Consider the following 19,858-nt stretch of genomic DNA (forward strand, 5'->3'; position numbering starts at 1 on the left):
AACGCACCACGGCGCCCAGCGCGCCCTTCCCGGCCAGCAATCCCGGCTTTACATCGCCCGCTTAGCGTCGCCGCCCATGATCGACCCGACCCTCGACTGTCCCGTCCCGTCGCCCGCACCTGGCCTGCGCCCGCGCCTGCGCGCTGGCGCCTTCGCCCGGACCGCTGGCGCCCTGCTCGCCGCTGCGCTGCTGCTCAGCGGCTGCGGCGGCGGACCGCCGAAGGCGCGACTCGAGGAGCAGCAGCAACAGCGCGAGTTCGCCGCGCGCGGCTACGCGCCGTCCGGGGATGCGGTCACGGTGCAGTCGCTCGCCTGGCGGCTGCGGGGCGACGACGTGCGCCTGAGCCTGGCGCTGCCGGCCGGTGCCGCCGACGGCGCTTCACCGCGCCCGGTCGTGCTGTACCTGCCGGGACTGGGCGAGTCCGAAAACGCCGGCCTGGTCTGGCGCCGCGCCTGGGCCGCCGCCGGCTACGCGGTGCTGTCGCTGCAGCCGCTGGACGACGACGCGATGGCGTGGTCGTCCGACCTGGCCCGCTCGGCCGAGTTCACCGAGCTGGGCCGCCGGCATTACGCCGACGCACAGATGCGTCGGCGCCTGGCGCGGCTCGACGAGCTGCTCGCCGAGGCCCAGCGGCTCGGCCGCCAGGGCGAGGCGCCGTGGCGCGCGCTGGATTGGTCCCGCACTGCGGTTGCGGGCTACGAACTCGGCGCCCAGTTGGCGCTGGCGCTGGCCGGCGAGCGCCAGACGGATGGCGCGATGCTCGCGCTCAAGACCGTCCGCCCGGTCGCCGCGATCGTGATCAGCCCGCAGCTGTTCGCGACGCCGGATCCGGCGCGCTACCGGGACGTCGCCGTACCGGTGCTCGGCCTGACCGGCCCGGACGACAGCGACGTGCTGCAGCTGGTGCGCGACCTGGCCTGGCGCCAAGCCCCCTTCGCCGCGATGCCGCCGGGCCGCGGCTGGCTGCTGAGCGCCAACGAGGTCCGCCATGCCGCCTTCGGCGGTAACGAGCCGCGGCCGGAAGACGCCGAGCGCGAGCGCAAGCGGATCCAGGCAGCGGAGGACCAGGCGCAATCGCAACCGCAGCCCCAGGGCCGCCGGGGCGCGGGTCGCGGACAGCGCGGACAGGACGCGCCGGTGCGGATGGCGCCGGTGCCGCCGATCCCGGACTACCGCCAACGCCACGCGCAGCAACTGGGCCTGATCGCCGCGCAGCAGGTGAGCGTCGCCTTCCTCGACCACGAGGTGAAGCGCTCCGAAACCGCCCGCGTCTGGCTGGCCGGCCCGGCGCAGGCATGGATAGGACGGGTCGGCAGCCTGAGCTCGTCGCGTTGATTTCTGTATTGACAGAAATTTCTGTCCAGCTACAGTCGCGACCATGGAACTCAGCAACACCGCCCGCCGCTTCGTCCTGCACTGGGGCGAGATGGGCAGCGCCTGGGGCGTGAACCGCACCGTCGCCCAGATCCACGCCCTGCTCTACTTCCACGGCCGCCCGCTCAATGCGGAGGAACTGGCCGAGACGCTGTCGGTGGCGCGCTCCAACGTCAGCACCAGCCTCAAGGAACTGCAGAGCTGGAACCTGATCCGCGTCACCCATGTGCTGGGCGACCGGCGCGACTACTTCGAGACGACCGCCGACGTGTGGGAACTGCTGCGCACCATCGTGCGGGAGCGCAAGCATCGGGAGTTCGATCCGACCGTGCGGATGCTGTCGGAGCTGGTCGCCGAGGACGGCTTCCAGGACGAGTCGCCCGACGCCCAGGACCGCGTGCGCGAGTGCCTGCGGCTGATGCAGACGCTGGGCGCCTGGTCGGAGGAAATGATGCGGCTGTCGCCGTCGACGCTGGAGAAGGTGCTCAAGCTCGGCGCCAGCGTGCAGCGCTTCGTGCGCGGGGACGGATCCTGATCTGCCCCTTTTTTTGGCAATGAATTTCTGTCTTTACTGAAATATCGAGCAACGAAGGAGGATGCGATGCGCTTCACCCCCGAATCCGGCCGGCATGCCACCCAGCGCGACCCCGGCGCCTATCCGCTGACGCTCTACTTCGACGGCGCCTGCCCGATCTGCAACGGCGAGATGCGCAACCTGATGCTGCGCAACACGGCCGGGCTGCTCCGCTTCGTGGACATCTCCGCGCCGGGTTTCGCGGCCTTCCCGGCCGGCACCGACATGCCGGCGCTGATGGGCACCCTCCACGGCGTGCGGGCCGACGGGCGCCTGTCGACGGGCTCGGAGGTGCTGCGCCTGGCCTATCGCGGCGTCCAGCTCGACGGGCTGGTCCGCTTCACCGAACTGCCGGGCCTGCGCTGGCTGTTCGACCACGCCTACCCGCTGGTCGCACGCCATCGCTACCTGGTGCCGAAGCCGCTCGCGCGGCTGGTGCTTGAGACCGCGCTGCGCCGTGCCGCTGAACGCCGCGCCGGCGCCTCGGCCTGTCATGCCGGTGCGTGCTCGATCGCGTCCGAACAGGCGGCTTCGACGCGGCCGGACGGCCCGGCGCACGGGGCCTCGGCCGCGTCGGCAATGTCGGCCGCGCCGGCCTCGGCGGACCGCCCCGCCGGAGTCGCGTCATGAGCGCCGCTCCGATCCGCTCCGTCCTGGTCTGCGGCGCCAGCGGCTTCGTCGGCCGGCGCGTCGTGCGCGCGCTGCGCGAGGCCGGCCTGTCGGTCACCGCCGGCGACTCCCGCACGCAGGACTTCCAGCGCGACCTCAGCCCCGAGGTCTGGCTGCCTCGCGTCACCGGCTTCGATGCCGTCGTGAATGCGGTCGGCCTGCTGCGCGACACGCCGCGCCGCCGGCTCGAGACGGTCCACCACGAGGCGCCCGCCGCGCTCTTCGAGGCCTGCGCCCGGGCCGGCGTCGCGCGCGTCATCCAGGTTTCGGCCAATGGCGTGGCGCACAGCCCGACCCGCTACGCCACCACCAAGCGCGCCGCCGACGAGGCCCTGCTGCGCCTGCGCGCGCAGGGCCGCCTCGACGCCACCGTGCTGCGCCCGAGCATCGTCTTCGGTCGCGGCGGCGCCAGCGCGGCGCTGTTCATGAACCTGGCCCGGCTGCCGCTGCTGGTGCTGCCCCGGGCGGCGGTCCAGGCGCGCGTCCAGCCGGTCGCGGTGCAGGACGTCGCGCAGGCGGTGCTGCGGCTGGTGCGGGACGGCGGGCCCGAGCTGGTCACCGCCGTCGGTCCGCGCGCGCTCAGCCTGTCGGCCTTCATCGGCGAGCTGCGCCGCCAGCACGGCCATGCGCCCGCGCGGGTGCTGCCCTTGCCGGACGCACCCAGCCGCTGGAGCGCCCGGCTGGGCGACCTGGTCAGCGCCCAGCCCTGGAGCAGCGAAGCCCTGGCGCTGCTGGAGCAGGACAACATCGGCGACGCCGCCGCCTTCGAGCGCGTGCTCGGACGCCCGGCCGTTCCGGTCGAACGATTCGTGGAGGCCGCATGGGCATCGGGCGAGTGAACTTCCGCCACCGCCGCACCCGGGTCGTGGCGCGCGCGGGACTGATAGCGCTGTGGCTCGCCACCGGCGTGGTCAGCCTGATCGGGCTCGACGGCCAGAGCCGCGCGCTGATGGTGTCCGCCGGCACGCCCGAGGCCTGGATCGCGCCGGTGATCGTGGCGGGCGCGCTGGCCGACCTGCTGATCGGCCTGGCGATGTGGCGCTGGCACCGCCGCTGGGTCTACCGGCTGGCCGGCGCGGTGATGCTGCTGATGACCGCCGTGGCGACGATCATCCTGCCCACGCTGTGGCTGGATCCGCTGGGCAGCCTGACCAAGAACCTGCCGATCGCGATCCTGCTGCTGATCCTGGACGAGGACGCGCCGGCCTGAGGCCTGTCCCAGTCCGGCGGCAGGCTTCGACAGCCAACAACAAGACCTCAGGGGGAAAACACCATGAACACCTATCTCGTCATCAAGTGGCTGCACATCGTCTCGAGCGTGCTGCTGGCCGGCACCGGCTTCGGCTCGGCCTTCTACCTGTTCTTTGCCAACCGCAGCGGCTCCATCGCCGCGCAGGCGGTGGTGGCGCGGCTGGTCAAGCGCGCGGACTACTGGTTCACCACGCCGGCGGTGATCGTGCAGCCGCTCACCGGCGTGTGGCTGGCGATGCAGGCCGGCTGGACGCTGGACACGCCCTGGCTGGCGCTGTCGATCGGGCTGTACCTGCTGGCGGGCGCCTGCTGGCTGCCGGTGGTGTGGCTGCAGATCCAGCTCTCGAAGATGGCGGACGCCGCGCTGGCCAGCGGCCAGCCGCTGCCGGCGCTCTACTGGCGCTACGCCCGCTGGTGGGAGGGCCTGGGCTACCCGGCCTTCCTCGCGGTGCTGGTGGTCTTCTACCTGATGGTGAACAAGCCCGCCCTCTGGGGGTGAGCGCGGGGCGACCCCGGGTGAAGCCGGGGATCGCCCCGACGCGGGAGCGGGATCGGCGACTCCCGCCACAATCCCGCCCCATGAGCTTCGAACCCACCCCGCTGCTGGACATGGCCAGCCCCGAGGCCAAGCGGGCCTCCTACGACACCCTGGTCGCGCAGACGCAGGCGCTGCTGCATGGCGAGCGCGACGCGATCGCCAACCTCGCCCAGTTCGCCGCGCTGGTGTTCAACGCCGTGCCCACGCTGAACTGGGCCGGCTTCTACCTCGTGAACCCGAAGAACGACCAGGAGCTGGTGCTCGGCCCGTTCCAGGGCAAGGTCGCCTGCGTGCGCATCCCGTTCAGCCGCGGCGTGTGCGGCGCCTGCGCCCGCACGCGCGAGACCCAGCTGGTCGAGGACGTCCACGCCTTCCCCGGCCACATCGCCTGCGACGCGGCCTCGCGTTCGGAGCTGGTGCTGCCGGTGGTCGCGGGCGGCGCGCTGCGCGCGGTCTTCGACCTCGACAGCCCCGAGCCCGCGCGCTTCGACGCGATCGACGCCGAGGGCTTCCGGCGCGCGCTGGACCTGCTGGTCGCCGGCACCGACTGGGCCTGAGCCGCATGCGCACGCGCACGATGCGCGCCCTCGCGGCGCTGGGCCTGATCGCCGCCTCGGCCCTGTCGGTCGTGTCGATGCCGCTGTCGGCGGCGGAGCTCAAGCTCCGCGTGCTGGAGACCAGCGACATCCACATGAACCTGCTGAGCTACGACTACTACCAGGACCGACCGGTCCAGGAGTTCGGCCTGGCTCGCACCATCACGCTGATCCATCGCGCCCGCGCCGAGGCGCCCAACAGCCTGCTGTTCGACAACGGCGACCTGCTGCAGGGCAATCCGCTGGGCGATGTCGTGGCCCGGGTCCGGCCGCTCGCGGCGGACCAGGTCCACCCGGCCTACAAGATCCTGAACCTGCTGGACGTGGACGCCGCCAACCTCGGCAACCACGAGTTCAACTACGGCCTGCCCTTCCTGCGCCAGGCCATCGCCGGCGCGGCCTTCCCCTACCTGAACGCCAACGTGATGGAGGCCGACGGCCGCCGCCACGCCTTCACGCCCAGCGTCATGCTCGAGCGCGAGATGCGCGACGAGGCGGGCCAGGCCCATGCGCTCAAGATCGGCGTGGTCGGCGTCACGCCGCCGCAGATCCTGGAATGGGACCGCCAGCACCTGGCCGGCAAGGTGCGGGTGCGCGACATGGTGGAAGCCGCCACCGAGCAGGTCACGGCCCTGCGACGGCGCGGCGCCGACCTGGTCGTGGTCATCGCCCACACCGGCATCGACCGCACCGAGCTGCCGCGGCTGTCCGAGAACATGGCCGCCCAGCTCGCGCGCGTGAAGGATGTGGACGTGCTGCTGCTGGGCCATGCGCACACCGAGTTCCCCGGCCCGGGCTTCGCCGGCTACCCCGGCGTGGACCTGGCCAAGGGCCGGCTGTACGGCACGCCGGCGGTGATGCCGGGGCGCTGGGGTGATCACCTGGGCGTCGTCGACCTGACGCTGCGGTCCACCGGCCAGGCTGCCCCCGGCGCGCGCTGGCGGGTCGCGGAGAGCCAGTCCAGCCTGCGGCCGATCTACGACCGCGCCGCGCGCCGGCCCCTGGCGGACGCCGACCCGATGCCGGCCGTTGTCATCGCCGAGGAACACCAGGCGACCCTGGATTACGTCCGCAGCCAGGTCGCGGTCGCCGACCAGCCGATCCACAGCTACTTCTCGCAGGTGCTGGACGGCAACGCGGTGCGGCTGGTCGCGCAGGCGCAGCTGGCCTATGCGCGCAAGGCCGTCCAGGGCACGGCGCTGGAGCAACTGCCGATGCTCAGCGCGGCGGCGCCGTTCAAGTCGGGCGGCCGCCAGGGCTGGACGCAGTACACCGACATTCCCGCCGGCCCGGTCGCCATCAAGCATGTGGCCGACCTGTATGTCTACCCCAACACCATCAAGGTGGTGAAGCTCACCGGCGCCCAGGTGCGCGACTGGCTGGAGATGTCCGCCGGCCAGTTCCGCCGCATCGATCCGCAGGGGCCGGCGCGGCAGGACCTCGTCGACGCCGCTTATCCCAGCTTCAACTTCGACATGATGCTCGGCCAGGACGGCGCGCTGCGCTACGAGCTGGACCTGACCCAGCCGGCGCGTTTCGACAAGGACGGCCAGCGCCAGGGCGACGGCCACCGCGTCGTGAACCTGAGCTGGCGCGGCCAGCCGCTGGACGAGCGTGCCGACTTCCTGGTCGTGACCAACAACTACCGCGCCTACGGCGGCGGCCACTTCCCGGCGCTGGCGGCGGACAAGGTGGTCGTGGACGCGCCGGACGAGACCCGCGAGGCGGTGGCCCATTTCCTGGCCGCCCAGCCCTCGCTGAGCGCGGCGGTGGCGACGCCGTCCTGGCGCATCCGGCCGGTGCCGGGCGTGGCGATGCAGTTCGTCTCGGGCAACGGGGCGCTCGCCCACCTGAAGGAGACGCCGCAGGTGCGGCAGGTGAAGGACAACGGCGACGGTTCGTCGCTGTTCGAGCTCGCGCCCTGACTGGACGCCCTCACTGGGCTCTCAGGCGCCCGGGCGGGGCTCAGACGTGGATGTCGAGCAGCGCGCCTTCCGCGCGGAGCTGCGTCTGCAGCACGCGCAGGTTGGCGACGTAGGCGTAGGTGGCGGACTTCTGCTCGACCAGGTCGGTCGCCAGGTCCTCGCCCGGGGTGGGCAGCTTCTCCACCCGGGTCGTCACGCCGTTGCCGTCGGCGGCGGTCTCGGCCTCGATGCGCTCGCGGCGATAGCCCGGCGTGGCGACATTGGCGATGTTGTTCGCCGACGCCCGCAGCCGTTCATTGGCGGCGGACATCCCGGACAAGGCGGTCGACAGGCTGACGGTGGACATGGGTTTCTTTCCAGTAACCCGGCCTCAAGCGCGCGGGCATGCCGCCGTCATCGGCAGATTCCGGACGATCTTTAGAAAAGAAATGGCTTTCCCCGCCATTTCTTTTGATTGCCGATCCGCTATTCGCCCAAACCCTGCGACTCACCGCCCGCCGGCCGGCGTCGTCAGGCCACGCAAGTGGCTTGCCCCAGCCGGTTGACGCGCCCGGCGCGCTCAGGCGCCCGCCAGTTCCTCGAAGCTCCCGCTCGAGATGAACACGCGGACCGAGTCGCCGCCCGAGGCTTTGGCCTCGGTGCAGGCCAGCTGACCGGCGCCGAGCACCGCATCAACCGTGTCCAGCGACGGCTGCAGCTGCACGACGCCCAGGCTGGCCTTGACCCGCGCCCGGTGCAAACCCCAGCGCAGCCGGAAGCTGGCGATCGACGAGCGGATCTTCTCGGCCACGATCTGCGCGTAGTGCTGGTCGCAATCGGGCAGCAGCACGACGAAGTGATCGTTCTCCATCCGGGCGACGGTGTCCGACGCCCGCACCTTGGTGATCAGCATCTGGCCCAGACCGTACAGGAAGTGGTCGGCGACCTCGGCGCCCATGCCCTGGATGACCTCGGTGAAGCGGTCGATGTCGACGAACAGCACCGACACCGGCTCATGGCGGCGGCTGCCGACATGCTCAGCCAGGCGGCGCTCCATCTCGCGGCGATTGGCGAGTTCGGTGACCTCGTCGTGCTTGGCGGACCAGGTCGGCTGCAGGCGCTGCTGGCGGGCGGCGGTGACGTCCTCGACGATCCACATCGCCTCGCCGGCCGGCTGTTCCCAGTGCACCGGCGTGGCCTGCAGCCGGCCCCAGAAGCGCGACCCGTCGCGGCGCACGAACTCGACCTCCTCGTCCAGCGGCCGCCCGGCGCCGAAGGCGGTCCCCATGCGGGTCTGCAGCGCCTGGTGGGCGGCGTCGGACACGACCGAGCCGCGCTGGTCGGTGCCGCTCAGGTCGGTGTCGTCCCCGTGTCCGAACAGGTGGTTGAAATGCTCGCTGACCACCTCGAAACGGCCGGCGGCCACGAAGGCCACGGCCAGCGGCGCCCGCACCAGCAAGGCCCGCATGCGGGCGGCGATCGGGTCGGCGGCATCGTGTTGGGATTGCATGTCGTCTCCTGGCGTATGGCGCAGGTGTACCTGTTTTGATCAGGCCTGGGAACCCCGGACAGGCCCCCGTTCCGGCGCCGGACGGCCGCTTCGGGGCGGCGGCGCCCAAGGCGGCATCAGGGTGGCGGCGGTGCGATCTGCTCCGCCCAGTCGTACAGGGCCGACAGGATCTCCCCGGCGCGTTCGTCCTCCGACTCCTCCGCCGCCTGGGCCAGCGTGTCGATGCGCTCGAAGAAGGCCTCCAGCGTCTGGGCCCCGCCCTCGCCCGCGTGCAGCCGCGCCGCGCGGTGGTGCTCCCAGCGCGCCGCCTCGTCGCCGCTCAGGCTGTCCGGGAAATTGCGGGCGCGGTAGCGGAACAGGATCTCCTCCAGCCGCCCGTCCTCGAACGCGACCTTGCCCTGCGCGACACGATCGGCCAGCGCCTCGGGCGACAGCCCGCGCAGCCGCTCGAGCGCGCGCCGGTCGTCGTTGGAGACAAAGCCGCCGTACAGGTCTTCGTCCACATCGACACCGCCCTCGCCGGCCGGGCGCTGGAACACCTCGGGCCAGCGCTCGGCCAGTTCGCGGCCGCGGGAGGCCAGCAGCTCCGCATGCGCCAGGCCGCGGGCGATGTCCAGGCCCCAGCGGGCGGCCATCTCCGGCGACAGGATCTTCAGCGACGAGATCACGATCGGCGACTTGTTGACATGGATGGTCTTGATCGGCAGCCGCGTCACGCCCTCGGGCAGGGCCTCCTGCTTGGTGTAGAGACGCAGCCGGATCGCCTCGGCGTCGAGGCCGAGCAGCTCCGCGGGATCGCTGCCCAGGTCCCAGACGATCAGCTCGTTCTTGTTGGTCGGATGCGGCGCCAGCGGCCACACCAGCGCGATGCAGCCGCGCTCCGGGCCGTACATGCCCGACACGTGCAGGAAGGGCCGGTTGGTGCCGATCTCGGCCCAGACGGCGTCCTTGCGGCGCAGCTTCAGGCAGAAGTCCCACAGCCGCGGCTGCGCCTGCCGGATCAGCCGCGCCAGCGCGATGGTGGCACGCACGTCGGACAGCGCGTCGTGCGCGGCCTCGTGGGCCAGGCCGTTGGCGGCGGTCAGGTGCTCCAGCTTGAAGGACGGCCGGCCGTCCTCGTGCCGCGGCCACTGGAGGCCCTCGGGCCGCAGCGCGTAGGCGCAGCGCACGACGTCCAGCAGGTCCCAGCGGCCGCAGTCGTTCTGCCACTCGCGGCCGTAGGGATCGATCAGGTTGCGCCAGAACAGGAAGCGGGTGACCTCGTCGTCGAAGCGGATGGTGTTGTAGCCCAGGCCCACCGTGCCGGGGCGCGACAGCTCGGCATGGATGTCGGCGGCGAAGCGGTGCTCGGGCAGACCGTGCTCGGCGCAGGTCTGCGGCAGGATGCCGGTCAGCAGGCAGGACTCGGGATCGGGCAGCGTGTCGGTGGGCGGCTGGCAATAGACCATCAGCGGCTCGCCGATCTCGTTCAGCTCGGCATCGGTGCGGATGCCGGCGAACTGCGCCGGGCGATCGCGGCGCGGCACGCGCCCGAAGGTCTCGTAGTCGTGCCAGTAGAAAGTCATCTCATGCATGGGGCGGCACGATACCTCAGACCTCATGGATACTTCGGCGCCCTGGCGTGGGCCTTCCGAGGGGGGAACTTCGGGGGGAACCGCCCCCGCGCCCTCCCCCCAAGATCGGACGAAGACCCGAGATGCCGCTCAGCCACCTGCTCCTGTGCCTGTCGATCCTCGCCACCCTGCTGCCGGTGAGGGCCCCGTGGCCCTGGCTGTCGCTGCTGATCATGGCGGTCACCGCCGGACAGATCCACGGCCAGCTGACGATCGCCGCGCTCGTGCCGGTGGCCGCGATGGCGGCGCTGGCCTGGATGGCGATCGCCGCGCGCCACCGGCCCCGGCGCGAGGCGGTGCTGATGGCGCTGATGCTGGTCATCGGCCTGGCGCTGGCGCTGCATCTGCTGCCGGGCTTCCTGAACCCGACCTACCTGGTGGCGGCCTCGGACACGCGCCCGCCGACGCTGCGCTACCTCAACTTCGACAAGGGCGTGGCCGGGATGCTGATGCTGGCGGTGCTGGCCGCGCAGCAGCGGCGGCGCGCCGAGGGCGTCGGGCTCGCGCCCGCCGTCGCGCCTGGTCTGCCGGCCGTCGCGCTCTGGGCGACGGTCGCGGCGACGCTGGCGCTGCCCTGGCTGCTGGCGGTGGCCGGAGGCCTCGGCCGGCCGACGCTGCGCTGGCCGGACAACGCCGGGCTGTTCCTGGCGTCCAACCTGTTCCTGACCTGCGTCGCCGAGGAAGCCGCCTTCCGCGGCGTCATCCAGGGACTGCTGGCGCGGCGCCTGGGCACCGACCTGCGGACCGTCAACGGCTGGTTGCCGGTGCTCCTGGCGGCGGTGCTCTTCGGCCTGGCGCACGCGGCCGGCGGGCCGCTCTACGTCGGGCTGGCGATGCTGGCCGGACTCGGCTACGGCCTGGCCTATGCGCTGAGCGCCCGCATCGAGCTCGCCATCGCGCTGCATTTCGCGCTCAACGCGCTGGTGTTCCTGACGCTGGACCTGCGCATCGGCTGACGCCGCCAGAGCCGCCAGCACCGCGACGGCCCTATGCCGCGCGGGCACGGCGCCTGCCCTGGGCCGGTCCACCGTCGCCGTCCGCCGGGCGCGTACGCGGTTCGTGTGTCTCCCGTGTACGGATTGTTGCCGTCCGCACGCGGCCCCGGACAGGCCAGCATGTCTGACGATAATCCGCCGACCTGAACTCGGCGCCCCGCATGCAGCAGCTCGCTCAATTCGCTCGCACCGTCGCCACGGCCGTGGCCGGCTTCTTCCAGGCGCTGTGGCGCCGCACCGCGCCGATGCGGGCCTCGCTGCGCACGCTCCCGGCGTGGAAGCGCATCGCGGTCTGGTCGGGCGCGGGCGTGCTGGCCGTGGTGCTGCTGCTGGCGGGCGCGGCGGCGGTGGTCTGGCCGGGCCTGCCCGACCTGGACCGGCTGACCGACTACAACCCCAAGCAGCCGCTGCGCGTCTACACCGAGGACGGCCAGCTGCTGGCCGAGTTCGGCGCCGAGCGCCGCAGCTACCTGCCGCTGGACCGCATCCCCAAGACCATGCAGCAGGCGCTGCTGGCGGTCGAGGACGCCAGCTTCTACGAGCACCAGGGCGTCTCGTTCACCGGCATCTTCCGGGCGGCGCTGGCCAACCTGTTCTCGTCGCGCAGCCAGGGTGCCTCGACCATCACCCAGCAGCTGGCGCGCGACCTCTACCTGACCAAGAAGAAGCTCTACACCCGCAAGTTCGTCGAGATCCTGCTGGCCTTCAAGATCGAAAGCCAGCTGTCCAAGGACAAGATCCTGGAGGTCTACATGAACCAGATCTACCTGGGTCAGCGGGCCTACGGCTTCGAGGCGGCGGCGCATGCGTACTACGGCAAGCCGCTGAAGGAGCTGTCGATCGGCGAGACCGCGATGCTGGCGGGCCTGCCGCAGAACCCCTATTACGCGAACCCGATCATGAACCTGCCGCGCGCGCAGCGCCGCCAGGCGGTGGTGCTGCAGCGGATGGTGGACGTGGGGATGATCACGCCGGCGCAGGCGCAGCAGGCGCGCGACGAGCCGGTCCGGCTGCGCAGCGCGCAGGAGCAGCGGCTGCCCTATGGCCAGTACGCCGCGGAGATGGTGCGACAGGTGGTCCACGCCCAGTACGGCGACGAAGCCTACAGCCGCGGCCTGCGGGTGACCACGACGCTGCGCATGGACGACCAGGTCGCCGCGTACAAGGCGCTGCGCCGCACGCTGATGGACTATGAGCGCCGCAAGGCCTGGCGCGGCCCGGAGGGCGAGGTCGACCTGCCCGAGGGCATGGACGCGCAGGACCAGGACACCGCGATCGCGCAGGCGCTCAACGAGCATCCCGACAACGACGACCTGCGCGCCGCCGTGGTGACGCAGGTCGCGGCCAACCGGCTCCAGGCGACGCTGGCCGATGGCGAGGACATCGAGATCAAGGGCGACGGCCTGCGCTCGGTGCAGTCGGCGCTGTCGGCCAAGGCCAAGCCGGAGCTGCGCATCCATCGCGGCGCCATCGTCCGGGTGCTGCGCGGCAACCCCACCAAGGAGTTCCCCAAGGGCGCCTGGGCGGTGACGCAGTCGCCGGAGGCCGAGGGCGCGCTGGTCTCGGTCGAGCCCGACAGCGGCAAGATCCTGGCGCTGGTGGGCGGCTTCGACTTCAACCGCAACCAGTTCAACCACGCGACGCAGGCCTGGCGCCAGCCGGGCTCCAGCTTCAAGCCCTTCATCTACTCGGCGGCGATGGAGAACGGCGCCAGCCCGGCGACGCTGGTGGACGACGCGCCGATCTCGGTGGGCGACTGGAGCCCGCGCAACTCGGACGGCAACTTCGACGGTCCGATGACGCTGCGCCAGGCCCTGGCCAAGTCCAAGAACATGGTCACGATCCGGGTGCTGGAGCAGCTGACGCCGGCGCGCGGCCGCGCCTGGGCCGGCAAGTTCGGCCTGGATGTCGACAAGCAGCCGGAGAACCTGACGCTGGCGCTGGGCTCGGGCTCGGTGACGCCGCTGCAGATGGCCAGTGCGTACTCGGTCTTCGCCAACGGCGGCTACCTGCTCAAGCCGCTGCTGGTGACGAAGATCGTCGACGCGCAGAACCAGGTGCTGTTCGAGGCCGAGCCGGAGAAGCTCACCGACGAGCGCCGCGCGATCAGCGAGCGCAATGCGTTCATCACCGGCTCGCTGCTGCGCGAGGTGGCGATCCGCGGCACGGCCTACCGGGCGAGCCAGTCGCTCAAGCGCTACGACCTGTACGGCAAGACCGGCACGACCAACGACGCGGTGGACGCCTGGTTCGCCGGCTTCCAGCGCCGCGTGGCCACGGTGGTGTGGATCGGCTACGACCAGCCGCGCAGCCTGGGCGCCAGCGAGACCGGCGGCGGCATCGCGCTGCCGGCGTGGATCGACTACATGGCCGTGGCGCTGCGGGACATCAAGCCTTCTGAGATCGAGCCGCCCAAGGACGGCGGGCTGGTGCAGGAGGAAGGGCCGTATGGACCGGACTGGGTGTACAGCGAGTTCGCCGGCGACGCCGGGCTCAAGACCATCGGACCGATGCCGCCGCCGCTGCCGGCGTCCGACGCGGCGTCCGGCGCCGTCCCGGGAGCGCCCGGCGCCTCCGGCGTGCCCCCTTCCTGGTGGATGGGCGGCGAGCGCAGCGGCGGTCAGTGATTCGAACCGACAGGGAGCTTCCGACATGACCTCCAGCCTGCTGCGCGGCGGCACCGCCGCCCTGCTGATCGCCGCCGCATCGATGTCCGCCTGGGCGGCCGACGAGGCCGACGCCATCGAGCCCGACCAGCCCGGCATCGTCGAATCGAGCAGCACCGTCGGCAAGGGCCGCGCGCTGCTGGAGACGGGGCTCGGCTACCAACGCGACAAGAGCGACGGTGTGCGCAGCCGGCTGTGGTCGACGCCGACGCTGCTGCGTTTCGGCTTCGCCGAGGACTGGGAGCTCCGCGTCGAGACCGACGGCTACCAGCGCCTGCGCGCGACCGACGCCGACGGCACGACGCGCGCGAGCGGCTGGGCCGACACGGCGCTCGGCGTGAAGTGGCACCTGCAGGACAGCGACGGAGAACGCGGCAGGCCGGGCCTGGCCTGGCTGCTGCACGTGGACATGGACAGCGGCTCGGCGGCGTTCCGGGGCCAGGGCTTGCGGCCGTCGCTGCGGCTGACGGCGGAATGGGACCTGCCGCGCGACTGGTCGGCCGGTGTGATCGGCGGCCTGTACCGCGACCGGCGCGAGGACGGCGGGCATTTCGTCGGCGGCATCCTGGGCGCCTCGCTGGGCTGGCCGATCGCCGAGCGCTGGAAGGGCTACGTCGAGATCGCCGGCGACCAGCTCGCGTCGACGCGCAACGGCGGCCGCAGCGTCTCGGCCGGCACCGGCGTCACCTGGCTGGTCGACCGCCGCGTGCAGCTCGATGCCTCGCTCAACCGCGGGTTGACGAAGCAGACGCCCGACTGGGTGCTGGGGCTGGGGGTGTCGGTCGGGTTCTGAACCACGCGACGCCGCCCTCCCCTCGCTGGATGATTCCCGGCGCCCTCGGGATGACGTACAAAGCCGGCTGTCGTTTCAGCCCGCTGGATGCCCATGCGCCTCGCTCTCCGCACCGTTCTTCGCTCGACGCTCCTCTCGCTCGTCTGCTGCGCCCTGCCCGCTTGGGCGGCGCCCGCCAGCGGCACCTTCACCGCCTCGCGCGCCTGCGAGGCCTTCCAGTCCTTCCGCAAGAGCACCAATCCCGACGGCGCGAAGCTGTCGCCGGGCACCGGCTACACGATCCTGGAGACGCATGACGCGGGCTGGACCCGCGTGCAGGTGCCGGGCGCGCGGCCGTCCGAACGCTGGGTGCAGAACGACTGCGGCAGCGCGGGCGGCGGGTCGGACGTCTCCGCCGCGGCGAAGTCCGGCCGCGCGCCGGCCGAAGGCAATGGGCTGTCGATGTCGGGCCGCGGCGGCATGTGCTCCACGGCCAACGAGTACGACAGCTTCGTGCTGGCGATGTCGTGGCAGCCCGGCTTCTGCGAATGGACGGCGGGCGGCAAGCGCGGCAAGCCGGAATGCGAGGCGATGGAGAGCGGCAAGCTCAAGGTCAGCAACCTGACGCTGCACGGGCTGTGGCCCAACCGCCAGCAATGCGGCATCAGCTACGGCAACTGCAGCACGGCGCCGATGACCTTGTCGAAGGAGACGATCGCCTACATCGGGCCGTGGATGCCGAACTTCCTGTACGAGAAGGACTTCGGCGAGCACGAGTGGCGCAAGCACGGCACCTGCCAGGCGATGAATCCGGACGCGTATTTCCGCCGCGCAGTGGACCTGGTGAAGCAGTTCAACGATTCGGGCGTCGGGCAATACATCCGGCAGAACATCGGCGGGTCGATCTCGCGCCGCGCGTTCTACGACAAGCTGAAGGCCGAGACCGGCAGCGACGCGTACCGGGACAGCGTGAAGCTGATGTGCTCGGGGCAGTACCTGACGGAGATCCAGGTGAAGCTGCCGCGCGATTACCAGGCCGGCGGGTCGCTGAAGCAATTGCTCGGCGACCAGCCCGGCGGCAGCGGCGGCGGCACCTGCCGCGGGGATGACATTCGGATCGAGGCGAGCGGGCGCTGAGAGCTTCGGATTCAGGTTCATCCATTCGGCGGGTCCCGTTTCGACGAGACCTCGTCCCCCAGCACCTGCAGCCCGGCCAGCACCGGCGCCAGCACGCGATCGACTTCCTCGGCCAGCAGCCCGAGCGCGGCCTCGTCCGCATCGCGCAGACACGCCTGCTCGAGCGCCTGCGCCGCGGCGTGGACCTCCTTCATGCCCAGCGCCGCCGCGGCGCTCTTGAGGTCATGCGCCATCCGCATCGCCGCCGCGTCGTGCGCGGCGCGCAGGGCCAGGAAGCGCGGCAGGAAATCGGTCTCGCGGTCCCGGAACAGCCGTAGCAGGCGCCGATACAGCGCGCGGTCGCCCATCATGCCGGCGAGCCCCACCTTCAGGTCGACGCCCGGCAGCTCCGGAAGCTCCGGCAGGTCCGGCGGACCGCTCCCCGCGGCAGCGTCCTTCCCACCGGCACGCACCGCCCCGGCATCCCGACGGATCCAGCGAGCCAGCGTCGCGAACAGCTCCTCCATGTCGATCGGCTTGGCGACGTGGTCGTTCATGCCGGCCGCCAGGGCCTTCTCCCGGTCACCCACCATCGCATTGGCGGTCATCGCGATCACCGGCAGGTCGCGCCATTGCGGCTGGCGCCGCAGCGCCTGCGTCGCGGCATAGCCGTCCATCACCGGCATCTGGCAGTCCATCAGCACGCCGTCGAAGGGATGGCTGGCCAGCATCGCCAGCGCCTCCTGGCCATTGGCCGCCACCCGCGTCTCGATGCCGGCGCGCCCGAGCACGTCCAGCGCGAGCTCCTGGTTGAAGGCGTTGTCCTCGACCAGCAGGAGGCGCGCGCCCCGGAGCGCCGCCCGGTCCCCCTGCAGCGACTCCTCGCGCCGGGCGCGACGCGTCGTCGGCGCCACCGCCAATCCGAGCGCGGTGGCGCAGGCGTCGAACAAGGTCGACGGTGTCACCGGCTTGGTCAGCAGCGCCCCCACCGTCACGCCTTGATCGTCCAGCTGCTGCTGCACCTCGTGCCGGCTGAAGGCCGTCAGCATCAGCACCGGCGGCGTCGGATGGCGTGGACGCTCGCGCTCGGCCAGCAACCGCGCGCACATGACGCCATCCATGCCGGGCATCCGCCAGTCCAGCAGCAGCAGGTCGTAGGGCTCGTCGCGCGCGTCCGCGAGCGCCACCTGGCGCAGCGCCTCCATCCCGTCCGCGGCGGTGTCGACCTTCAGCCCGAGCGCGCGCGTCATCGCCGCCACCACCTCGCGCGCGCAGGCGTTGTCGTCGACGATCAGCGCGCGCGTGCCCTTCAGCCCGGTCCGGTCGGGCGCGGCACGGCCCGCCGCCGCGGCGCTCCGATCGGCGGCCGCGTCGAGTTCCAGCCGCACGCTGAAACGGAACCGGCTGCCCTGCCCCGGCTGGCTCTCGACCTCGAGCTCACCGCCCATCAGCCGCACCAGGTGGCGGCTGATCGCCAGGCCCAGGCCAGTGCCGCCATAACGCCGGCTGGTCGACGCGTCCGCCTGGGTGAAGGGCTCGAAGAGACGGCCCTGCTGCTCCGCGCTCATGCCGATGCCGGTGTCGCTCACCTCGAAGCGCAAGCGCACCGACGCGTCGTCGCGCGCCAGCACCGCCACGCCGATGACGACCTCGCCGCGCTCGGTGAACTTGACGGCGTTGTTGCCCAGGTTCAGCAGCACCTGCCCCAGCCGCGACGGGTCACCGACCAGCGCCTCGGGCAACTCCGGCGGCTCGACGAACAGCAGCTCCAGCCCCTTCTCCTCCGCCTTCAGCCCGATCAGGTTGGCCAGGTTGTCCATCACGTCCGACAGGTTGAACGGGATCGCCTCCATGTCCAGCTTGCCGGCCTCGATCTTCGAGAAGTCCAGGATGTCGTTGATGATCCCCAGCAGCGATTCGGCCGAGGCATGCACCTTCTGGATGTAGTTGTGCTGCTGCGGATTGAGCCCGCTCTGCAGCGCGAGGTAGGACATGCCCAGGATCGCGTTCATCGGCGTGCGGATCTCGTGGCTCATGTTGGCCAGGAACTCGCTCTTGGCGCTGCTCGCCGCCTCGGCCACGCGACGCGCGTGGCGGTCGGCCTCGGCCTGGCGGCGCTCGCTGAGGTCGACGATGAAGGCCACGCCCTGCCGGGTCGAGTCGCTCAGCAGCGCGCCGCCGATCAGCACCGGCACCCGGTGCCCGTCCCGGTGGAGGTAGTGCTTCTCGTAGGACGCGCAGCGACCGGTGGCGCGCAGCTGCTCGATCGCCCGCCGGTCGGCCTCGGCCTCCTCCGGCGGCGTGAGCGCCGTCCAGTCGATGCGCCCCGCCTCCAGGTCCTCGCGGGTGTAGCCGATGATCTCCAGGAAGGCGTCGTTGGTCTCGGTCACCGCGCCCGACACCTCCCAGAAGAAGATGCCGATCATGCTGGACTCGATCACGCGGCGCAGGCGCGCCTCGCTCGCGCTCAGGGCCTGTTGCGCCTCGTGCTGCGAGACGGTGCGTTCCTCGATGCGCCCGGCCATCGCGTTGATGCCGCGCTGCAGCTCGCCGATCTCGTCGTCGACGCCCGCCTGCGCCACCCGCGCCGTCAGGTCGCCGTGCTCGATGCGCTCGACGCAGTCCAGCGCCACGCGCACGCGCCGCATCAGCCAGCGGCCGAACAGGTGGACCACCACCCCGCCCAGGCACAAGGCGCCGAAGGTGATACCGCCGATCGCCTGCATGAACCGGACCATCGGCGCGTACATCTCCTGCTGCGACACCGCCACGCCGATCACCCATCCGACGGGCTCCAGCCCATGGAACACCGCCATGCGGCGGTCGCCCAGGTAGTCGTACTCCAGCGAGCCGGTCCCCTGCCGCACCATCTCCGCGACGAAGGCGTGCCGGGCGCGTTGTCCGATCGGCCCCTGCGGGTGATAGACGACGCGCAGGTCGTTGCGCTCGACGATGAAGAGCGTGGCCGAGGCGAAGCCCTCCTTCTGGCGCAGCTGACGCAGTTGCTCCTCGGCCTCCCGGGCGGCCGCGCGCACGCCGGAGCGGTACAGCTGCTGCCGGATCGCCTGGGTCGCGCCCTGCAGTTCCAGCTGCATCAGGCGCTCGCGTGACTGCCGCAGGTCGGACTGCAGGAACACCACCGCCGCGCCCAGCACCAGGGCCGTCATCGCCAGCACGATGAGCAGCGACAGCAGGTTGAGTCGCGTCGAGACCTTCACGGCCGGTCCTCGCCTCAGAACCTGAACTGGTCCACGTTGTCTTTCGTGAACACCATGACGGGCAACGCCACCTGCAGGCTGATCGCGTCCTTGCGCGGCGTGAAGCGGCCGAGCCGGCCGGCGTCGAAGGCCTGCCCCGCCTTCAGGCCGCCGGTGAGCAGTTGGCGCGCGCAGTAGACGGTGAGGTAGCCGTGGTCCGGCGCGTTCCAGAGCAGCACCGTCCGGACCGTGCCGTCCTTGAGGAAGCTGCGCATCAGGTTGGGCGTCGAGTTGCCGATGACGGCCACCTGGCCGACGCGCCCCGCATCCCGGACCGCGCGCGCGACGCCGGGCAGGTTGGGCGCGCCCAGCGCCACGATGGCCTTCAGGCCGGGCATCGACTTCAGGTAGTCCTGCGCGATCCGGTAGGCCTCCTCGGTGCTCTCGCCCGCGGGGCGGATGTCGACGATGCGCAGCTCCGGATGCTTGCGGTAGATCGTCCGCTTCATCGCGTCGATCCAGCTGGTCTGGTTCGGCGCGGTGAAGCTGGTGGTGACGAGGGCGATGTCCCCCTTGGGGCCGATCTCGCGCACCACGGACTCGACCAGCCGCGCGCCGAATTCCTCGAAGTCCACCAGGTTGACGAAGAACTCGCGCTGCTGGCTGTCGCCGTCCCAGCTCATCACGCGGATGCCGGCGCGCTGCGCCTTGGCCAGCACCGGCGCGATCGCGACCGGGTCGTTCGACGCGACGGCGATCAGGTCCGGTTTCGTGGGGATGAGCCGCTCGATCATCTCGATCTGCTTCTCGACCTGGTCCTGCGTCGGCCCGGTCCAGGTCACCGACACATCGGGCAGTTCGCGGGCGGCGGCGTCGATGCCGGTCTTCACCGCGTCGTAGTACGCGATGCCCACCAGCTTGGGCATGATCACGATCCGGTGACGGGGCGGCGGCTCAGGCTGCGCGGACGCCGGCGCCGGGACCGACAGCAGCGCGGCACCACAGGCCAATCCACACAGCACACGCAACGCACGCAGAGCACGCGGCACGCGGAGCAACGGGACCATGGTTCGCTCCTTGGT

At 71.5% G+C, this 19,858-nt stretch carries 17 protein-coding genes; 12 read left to right on the forward strand and 5 right to left on the reverse strand.

What is annotated here, in order from left to right:
* The first annotated feature begins 76 nt into the window (after positions 1 to 76).
* From FHT37_RS08865 to FHT37_RS08900, 8 genes are all read left to right on the forward strand, one after another.
* A complete protein-coding gene (locus FHT37_RS08865) occupies positions 77 to 1,336 on the forward strand; it encodes a hypothetical protein (protein WP_183480259.1) in 1,260 nt (419 codons plus the stop codon).
* Between the two features lie 43 nt (positions 1,337 to 1,379).
* Positions 1,380 to 1,910 carry a GbsR/MarR family transcriptional regulator gene (locus tag FHT37_RS08870; RefSeq protein ID WP_091733423.1) on the forward strand — a complete coding sequence of 177 codons (531 nt, stop codon included), beginning with the start codon at positions 1,380 to 1,382 and terminating at the stop codon, positions 1,908 to 1,910.
* Between the two features lie 66 nt (positions 1,911 to 1,976).
* Positions 1,977 to 2,579: a thiol-disulfide oxidoreductase DCC family protein gene (locus FHT37_RS08875; protein WP_183480261.1), complete on the forward strand. Its 603-nt coding sequence runs from the start codon at positions 1,977 to 1,979 to the stop codon at positions 2,577 to 2,579.
* Positions 2,576 to 3,457 carry an NAD-dependent epimerase/dehydratase family protein gene (locus FHT37_RS08880; protein ID WP_183480263.1) on the forward strand — a complete coding sequence of 294 codons (882 nt, stop codon included), beginning with the start codon at positions 2,576 to 2,578 and terminating at the stop codon, positions 3,455 to 3,457. The genes FHT37_RS08875 and FHT37_RS08880 overlap by 4 nt, the downstream gene beginning before the upstream one ends.
* Positions 3,439 to 3,828, forward strand: a complete 390-nt coding sequence (locus FHT37_RS08885) for a DoxX-like family protein (protein ID WP_091733417.1) — start codon at positions 3,439 to 3,441, stop codon at positions 3,826 to 3,828. Before FHT37_RS08880 ends, FHT37_RS08885 begins: the two co-directional genes overlap by 19 nt.
* A 63-nt stretch (positions 3,829 to 3,891) precedes the next feature.
* Positions 3,892 to 4,368 carry a DUF2269 domain-containing protein gene (locus FHT37_RS08890; protein WP_091733415.1) on the forward strand — a complete coding sequence of 159 codons (477 nt, stop codon included), beginning with the start codon at positions 3,892 to 3,894 and terminating at the stop codon, positions 4,366 to 4,368.
* Between the two features lie 80 nt (positions 4,369 to 4,448).
* Complete coding sequence (locus FHT37_RS08895) at positions 4,449 to 4,964, forward strand: GAF domain-containing protein (protein ID WP_404935707.1); 516 nt, start codon at positions 4,449 to 4,451, stop codon at positions 4,962 to 4,964.
* A gap of 5 nt (positions 4,965 to 4,969) precedes the next feature.
* Entirely contained in the window at positions 4,970 to 6,928 is a 1,959-nt protein-coding gene (locus FHT37_RS08900; RefSeq protein WP_221210984.1) for a bifunctional 2',3'-cyclic-nucleotide 2'-phosphodiesterase/3'-nucleotidase, read from the forward strand.
* A gap of 40 nt (positions 6,929 to 6,968) precedes the next feature.
* Here FHT37_RS08900 and FHT37_RS08905 read toward each other — a convergent pair whose 3' ends face one another.
* From FHT37_RS08905 to sbcB, 3 genes are all read right to left on the reverse strand, one after another.
* The gene (locus FHT37_RS08905) at positions 6,969 to 7,274 is read right to left on the reverse strand and encodes a flagellar basal body protein (protein WP_183480265.1); all 306 of its coding nucleotides are present in this window, start codon (positions 7,272 to 7,274) and stop codon (positions 6,969 to 6,971) included.
* A gap of 213 nt (positions 7,275 to 7,487) precedes the next feature.
* The gene (locus tag FHT37_RS08910; RefSeq protein WP_091733409.1) at positions 7,488 to 8,417 is read right to left on the reverse strand and encodes a sensor domain-containing diguanylate cyclase; all 930 of its coding nucleotides are present in this window, start codon (positions 8,415 to 8,417) and stop codon (positions 7,488 to 7,490) included.
* 116 nt (positions 8,418 to 8,533) lie between these two features.
* The gene (gene sbcB / locus FHT37_RS08915; RefSeq protein WP_183480267.1) at positions 8,534 to 9,991 is read right to left on the reverse strand and encodes an exodeoxyribonuclease I; all 1,458 of its coding nucleotides are present in this window, start codon (positions 9,989 to 9,991) and stop codon (positions 8,534 to 8,536) included.
* Positions 9,992 to 10,113: 122 nt separating this feature from the next.
* Here sbcB and FHT37_RS08920 point away from each other — a divergent pair, with 122 nt between their 5' ends.
* From FHT37_RS08920 to FHT37_RS08935, 4 genes are all read left to right on the forward strand, one after another.
* Positions 10,114 to 10,986 carry a CPBP family intramembrane glutamic endopeptidase gene (locus tag FHT37_RS08920; RefSeq protein WP_183480270.1) on the forward strand — a complete coding sequence of 291 codons (873 nt, stop codon included), beginning with the start codon at positions 10,114 to 10,116 and terminating at the stop codon, positions 10,984 to 10,986.
* A 200-nt stretch (positions 10,987 to 11,186) separates the two neighbouring features.
* Positions 11,187 to 13,652: a penicillin-binding protein 1A gene (locus FHT37_RS08925; protein WP_255489524.1), complete on the forward strand. Its 2,466-nt coding sequence runs from the start codon at positions 11,187 to 11,189 to the stop codon at positions 13,650 to 13,652.
* A gap of 25 nt (positions 13,653 to 13,677) precedes the next feature.
* The gene (locus FHT37_RS08930) at positions 13,678 to 14,484 is read left to right on the forward strand and encodes a transporter (RefSeq protein ID WP_183480272.1); all 807 of its coding nucleotides are present in this window, start codon (positions 13,678 to 13,680) and stop codon (positions 14,482 to 14,484) included.
* A gap of 93 nt (positions 14,485 to 14,577) precedes the next feature.
* Positions 14,578 to 15,600 (forward strand): ribonuclease T2 family protein, encoded by a 1,023-nt coding sequence (locus FHT37_RS08935; protein WP_183480274.1) that lies wholly within the window; start codon positions 14,578 to 14,580, stop codon positions 15,598 to 15,600.
* Between the two features lie 17 nt (positions 15,601 to 15,617).
* Here FHT37_RS08935 and FHT37_RS08940 read toward each other — a convergent pair whose 3' ends face one another.
* Positions 15,618 to 18,797 (reverse strand): response regulator, encoded by a 3,180-nt coding sequence (locus FHT37_RS08940; RefSeq protein ID WP_183480275.1) that lies wholly within the window; start codon positions 18,795 to 18,797, stop codon positions 15,618 to 15,620.
* A gap of 14 nt (positions 18,798 to 18,811) precedes the next feature.
* Positions 18,812 to 19,843, reverse strand: a complete 1,032-nt coding sequence (locus tag FHT37_RS08945; protein ID WP_183480277.1) for a substrate-binding domain-containing protein — start codon at positions 19,841 to 19,843, stop codon at positions 18,812 to 18,814.
* Between the last annotated feature and the right edge of the window lie 15 nt (positions 19,844 to 19,858).

This window comes from Mitsuaria sp. BK037 (genome assembly GCF_014193045.1).
Lineage (GTDB): Bacteria > Pseudomonadota > Gammaproteobacteria > Burkholderiales > Burkholderiaceae_C > Roseateles.

What these genes read in the sequence shown, in the direction of transcription:
- FHT37_RS08880 (WP_183480263.1), top strand. Translation starts at nt 2,576, where the DNA reads ATGAGCGCCGCTCCGATCCGCTCCGTCCTGGTCTGCGGCGCCAGCGGC.
- FHT37_RS08930 (WP_183480272.1), top strand. Translation starts at nt 13,678, where the DNA reads ATGACCTCCAGCCTGCTGCGCGGCGGCACCGCCGCCCTGCTGATCGCC.
- FHT37_RS08925 (WP_255489524.1), top strand. Translation starts at nt 11,187, where the DNA reads ATGCAGCAGCTCGCTCAATTCGCTCGCACCGTCGCCACGGCCGTGGCC.
- FHT37_RS08870 (WP_091733423.1), top strand. Translation starts at nt 1,380, where the DNA reads ATGGAACTCAGCAACACCGCCCGCCGCTTCGTCCTGCACTGGGGCGAG.
- FHT37_RS08885 (WP_091733417.1), top strand. Translation starts at nt 3,439, where the DNA reads ATGGGCATCGGGCGAGTGAACTTCCGCCACCGCCGCACCCGGGTCGTG.
- FHT37_RS08900 (WP_221210984.1), top strand. Translation starts at nt 4,970, where the DNA reads ATGCGCACGCGCACGATGCGCGCCCTCGCGGCGCTGGGCCTGATCGCC.
- sbcB (WP_183480267.1), bottom strand. Translation starts at nt 9,991, where the DNA reads ATGCATGAGATGACTTTCTACTGGCACGACTACGAGACCTTCGGGCGC.
- FHT37_RS08895 (WP_404935707.1), top strand. Translation starts at nt 4,449, where the DNA reads ATGAGCTTCGAACCCACCCCGCTGCTGGACATGGCCAGCCCCGAGGCC.
- FHT37_RS08920 (WP_183480270.1), top strand. Translation starts at nt 10,114, where the DNA reads ATGCCGCTCAGCCACCTGCTCCTGTGCCTGTCGATCCTCGCCACCCTG.
- FHT37_RS08865 (WP_183480259.1), top strand. Translation starts at nt 77, where the DNA reads ATGATCGACCCGACCCTCGACTGTCCCGTCCCGTCGCCCGCACCTGGC.
- FHT37_RS08890 (WP_091733415.1), top strand. Translation starts at nt 3,892, where the DNA reads ATGAACACCTATCTCGTCATCAAGTGGCTGCACATCGTCTCGAGCGTG.
- FHT37_RS08935 (WP_183480274.1), top strand. Translation starts at nt 14,578, where the DNA reads ATGCGCCTCGCTCTCCGCACCGTTCTTCGCTCGACGCTCCTCTCGCTC.
- FHT37_RS08875 (WP_183480261.1), top strand. Translation starts at nt 1,977, where the DNA reads ATGCGCTTCACCCCCGAATCCGGCCGGCATGCCACCCAGCGCGACCCC.
- FHT37_RS08945 (WP_183480277.1), bottom strand. Translation starts at nt 19,843, where the DNA reads ATGGTCCCGTTGCTCCGCGTGCCGCGTGCTCTGCGTGCGTTGCGTGTG.
- FHT37_RS08905 (WP_183480265.1), bottom strand. Translation starts at nt 7,274, where the DNA reads ATGTCCACCGTCAGCCTGTCGACCGCCTTGTCCGGGATGTCCGCCGCC.
- FHT37_RS08910 (WP_091733409.1), bottom strand. Translation starts at nt 8,417, where the DNA reads ATGCAATCCCAACACGATGCCGCCGACCCGATCGCCGCCCGCATGCGG.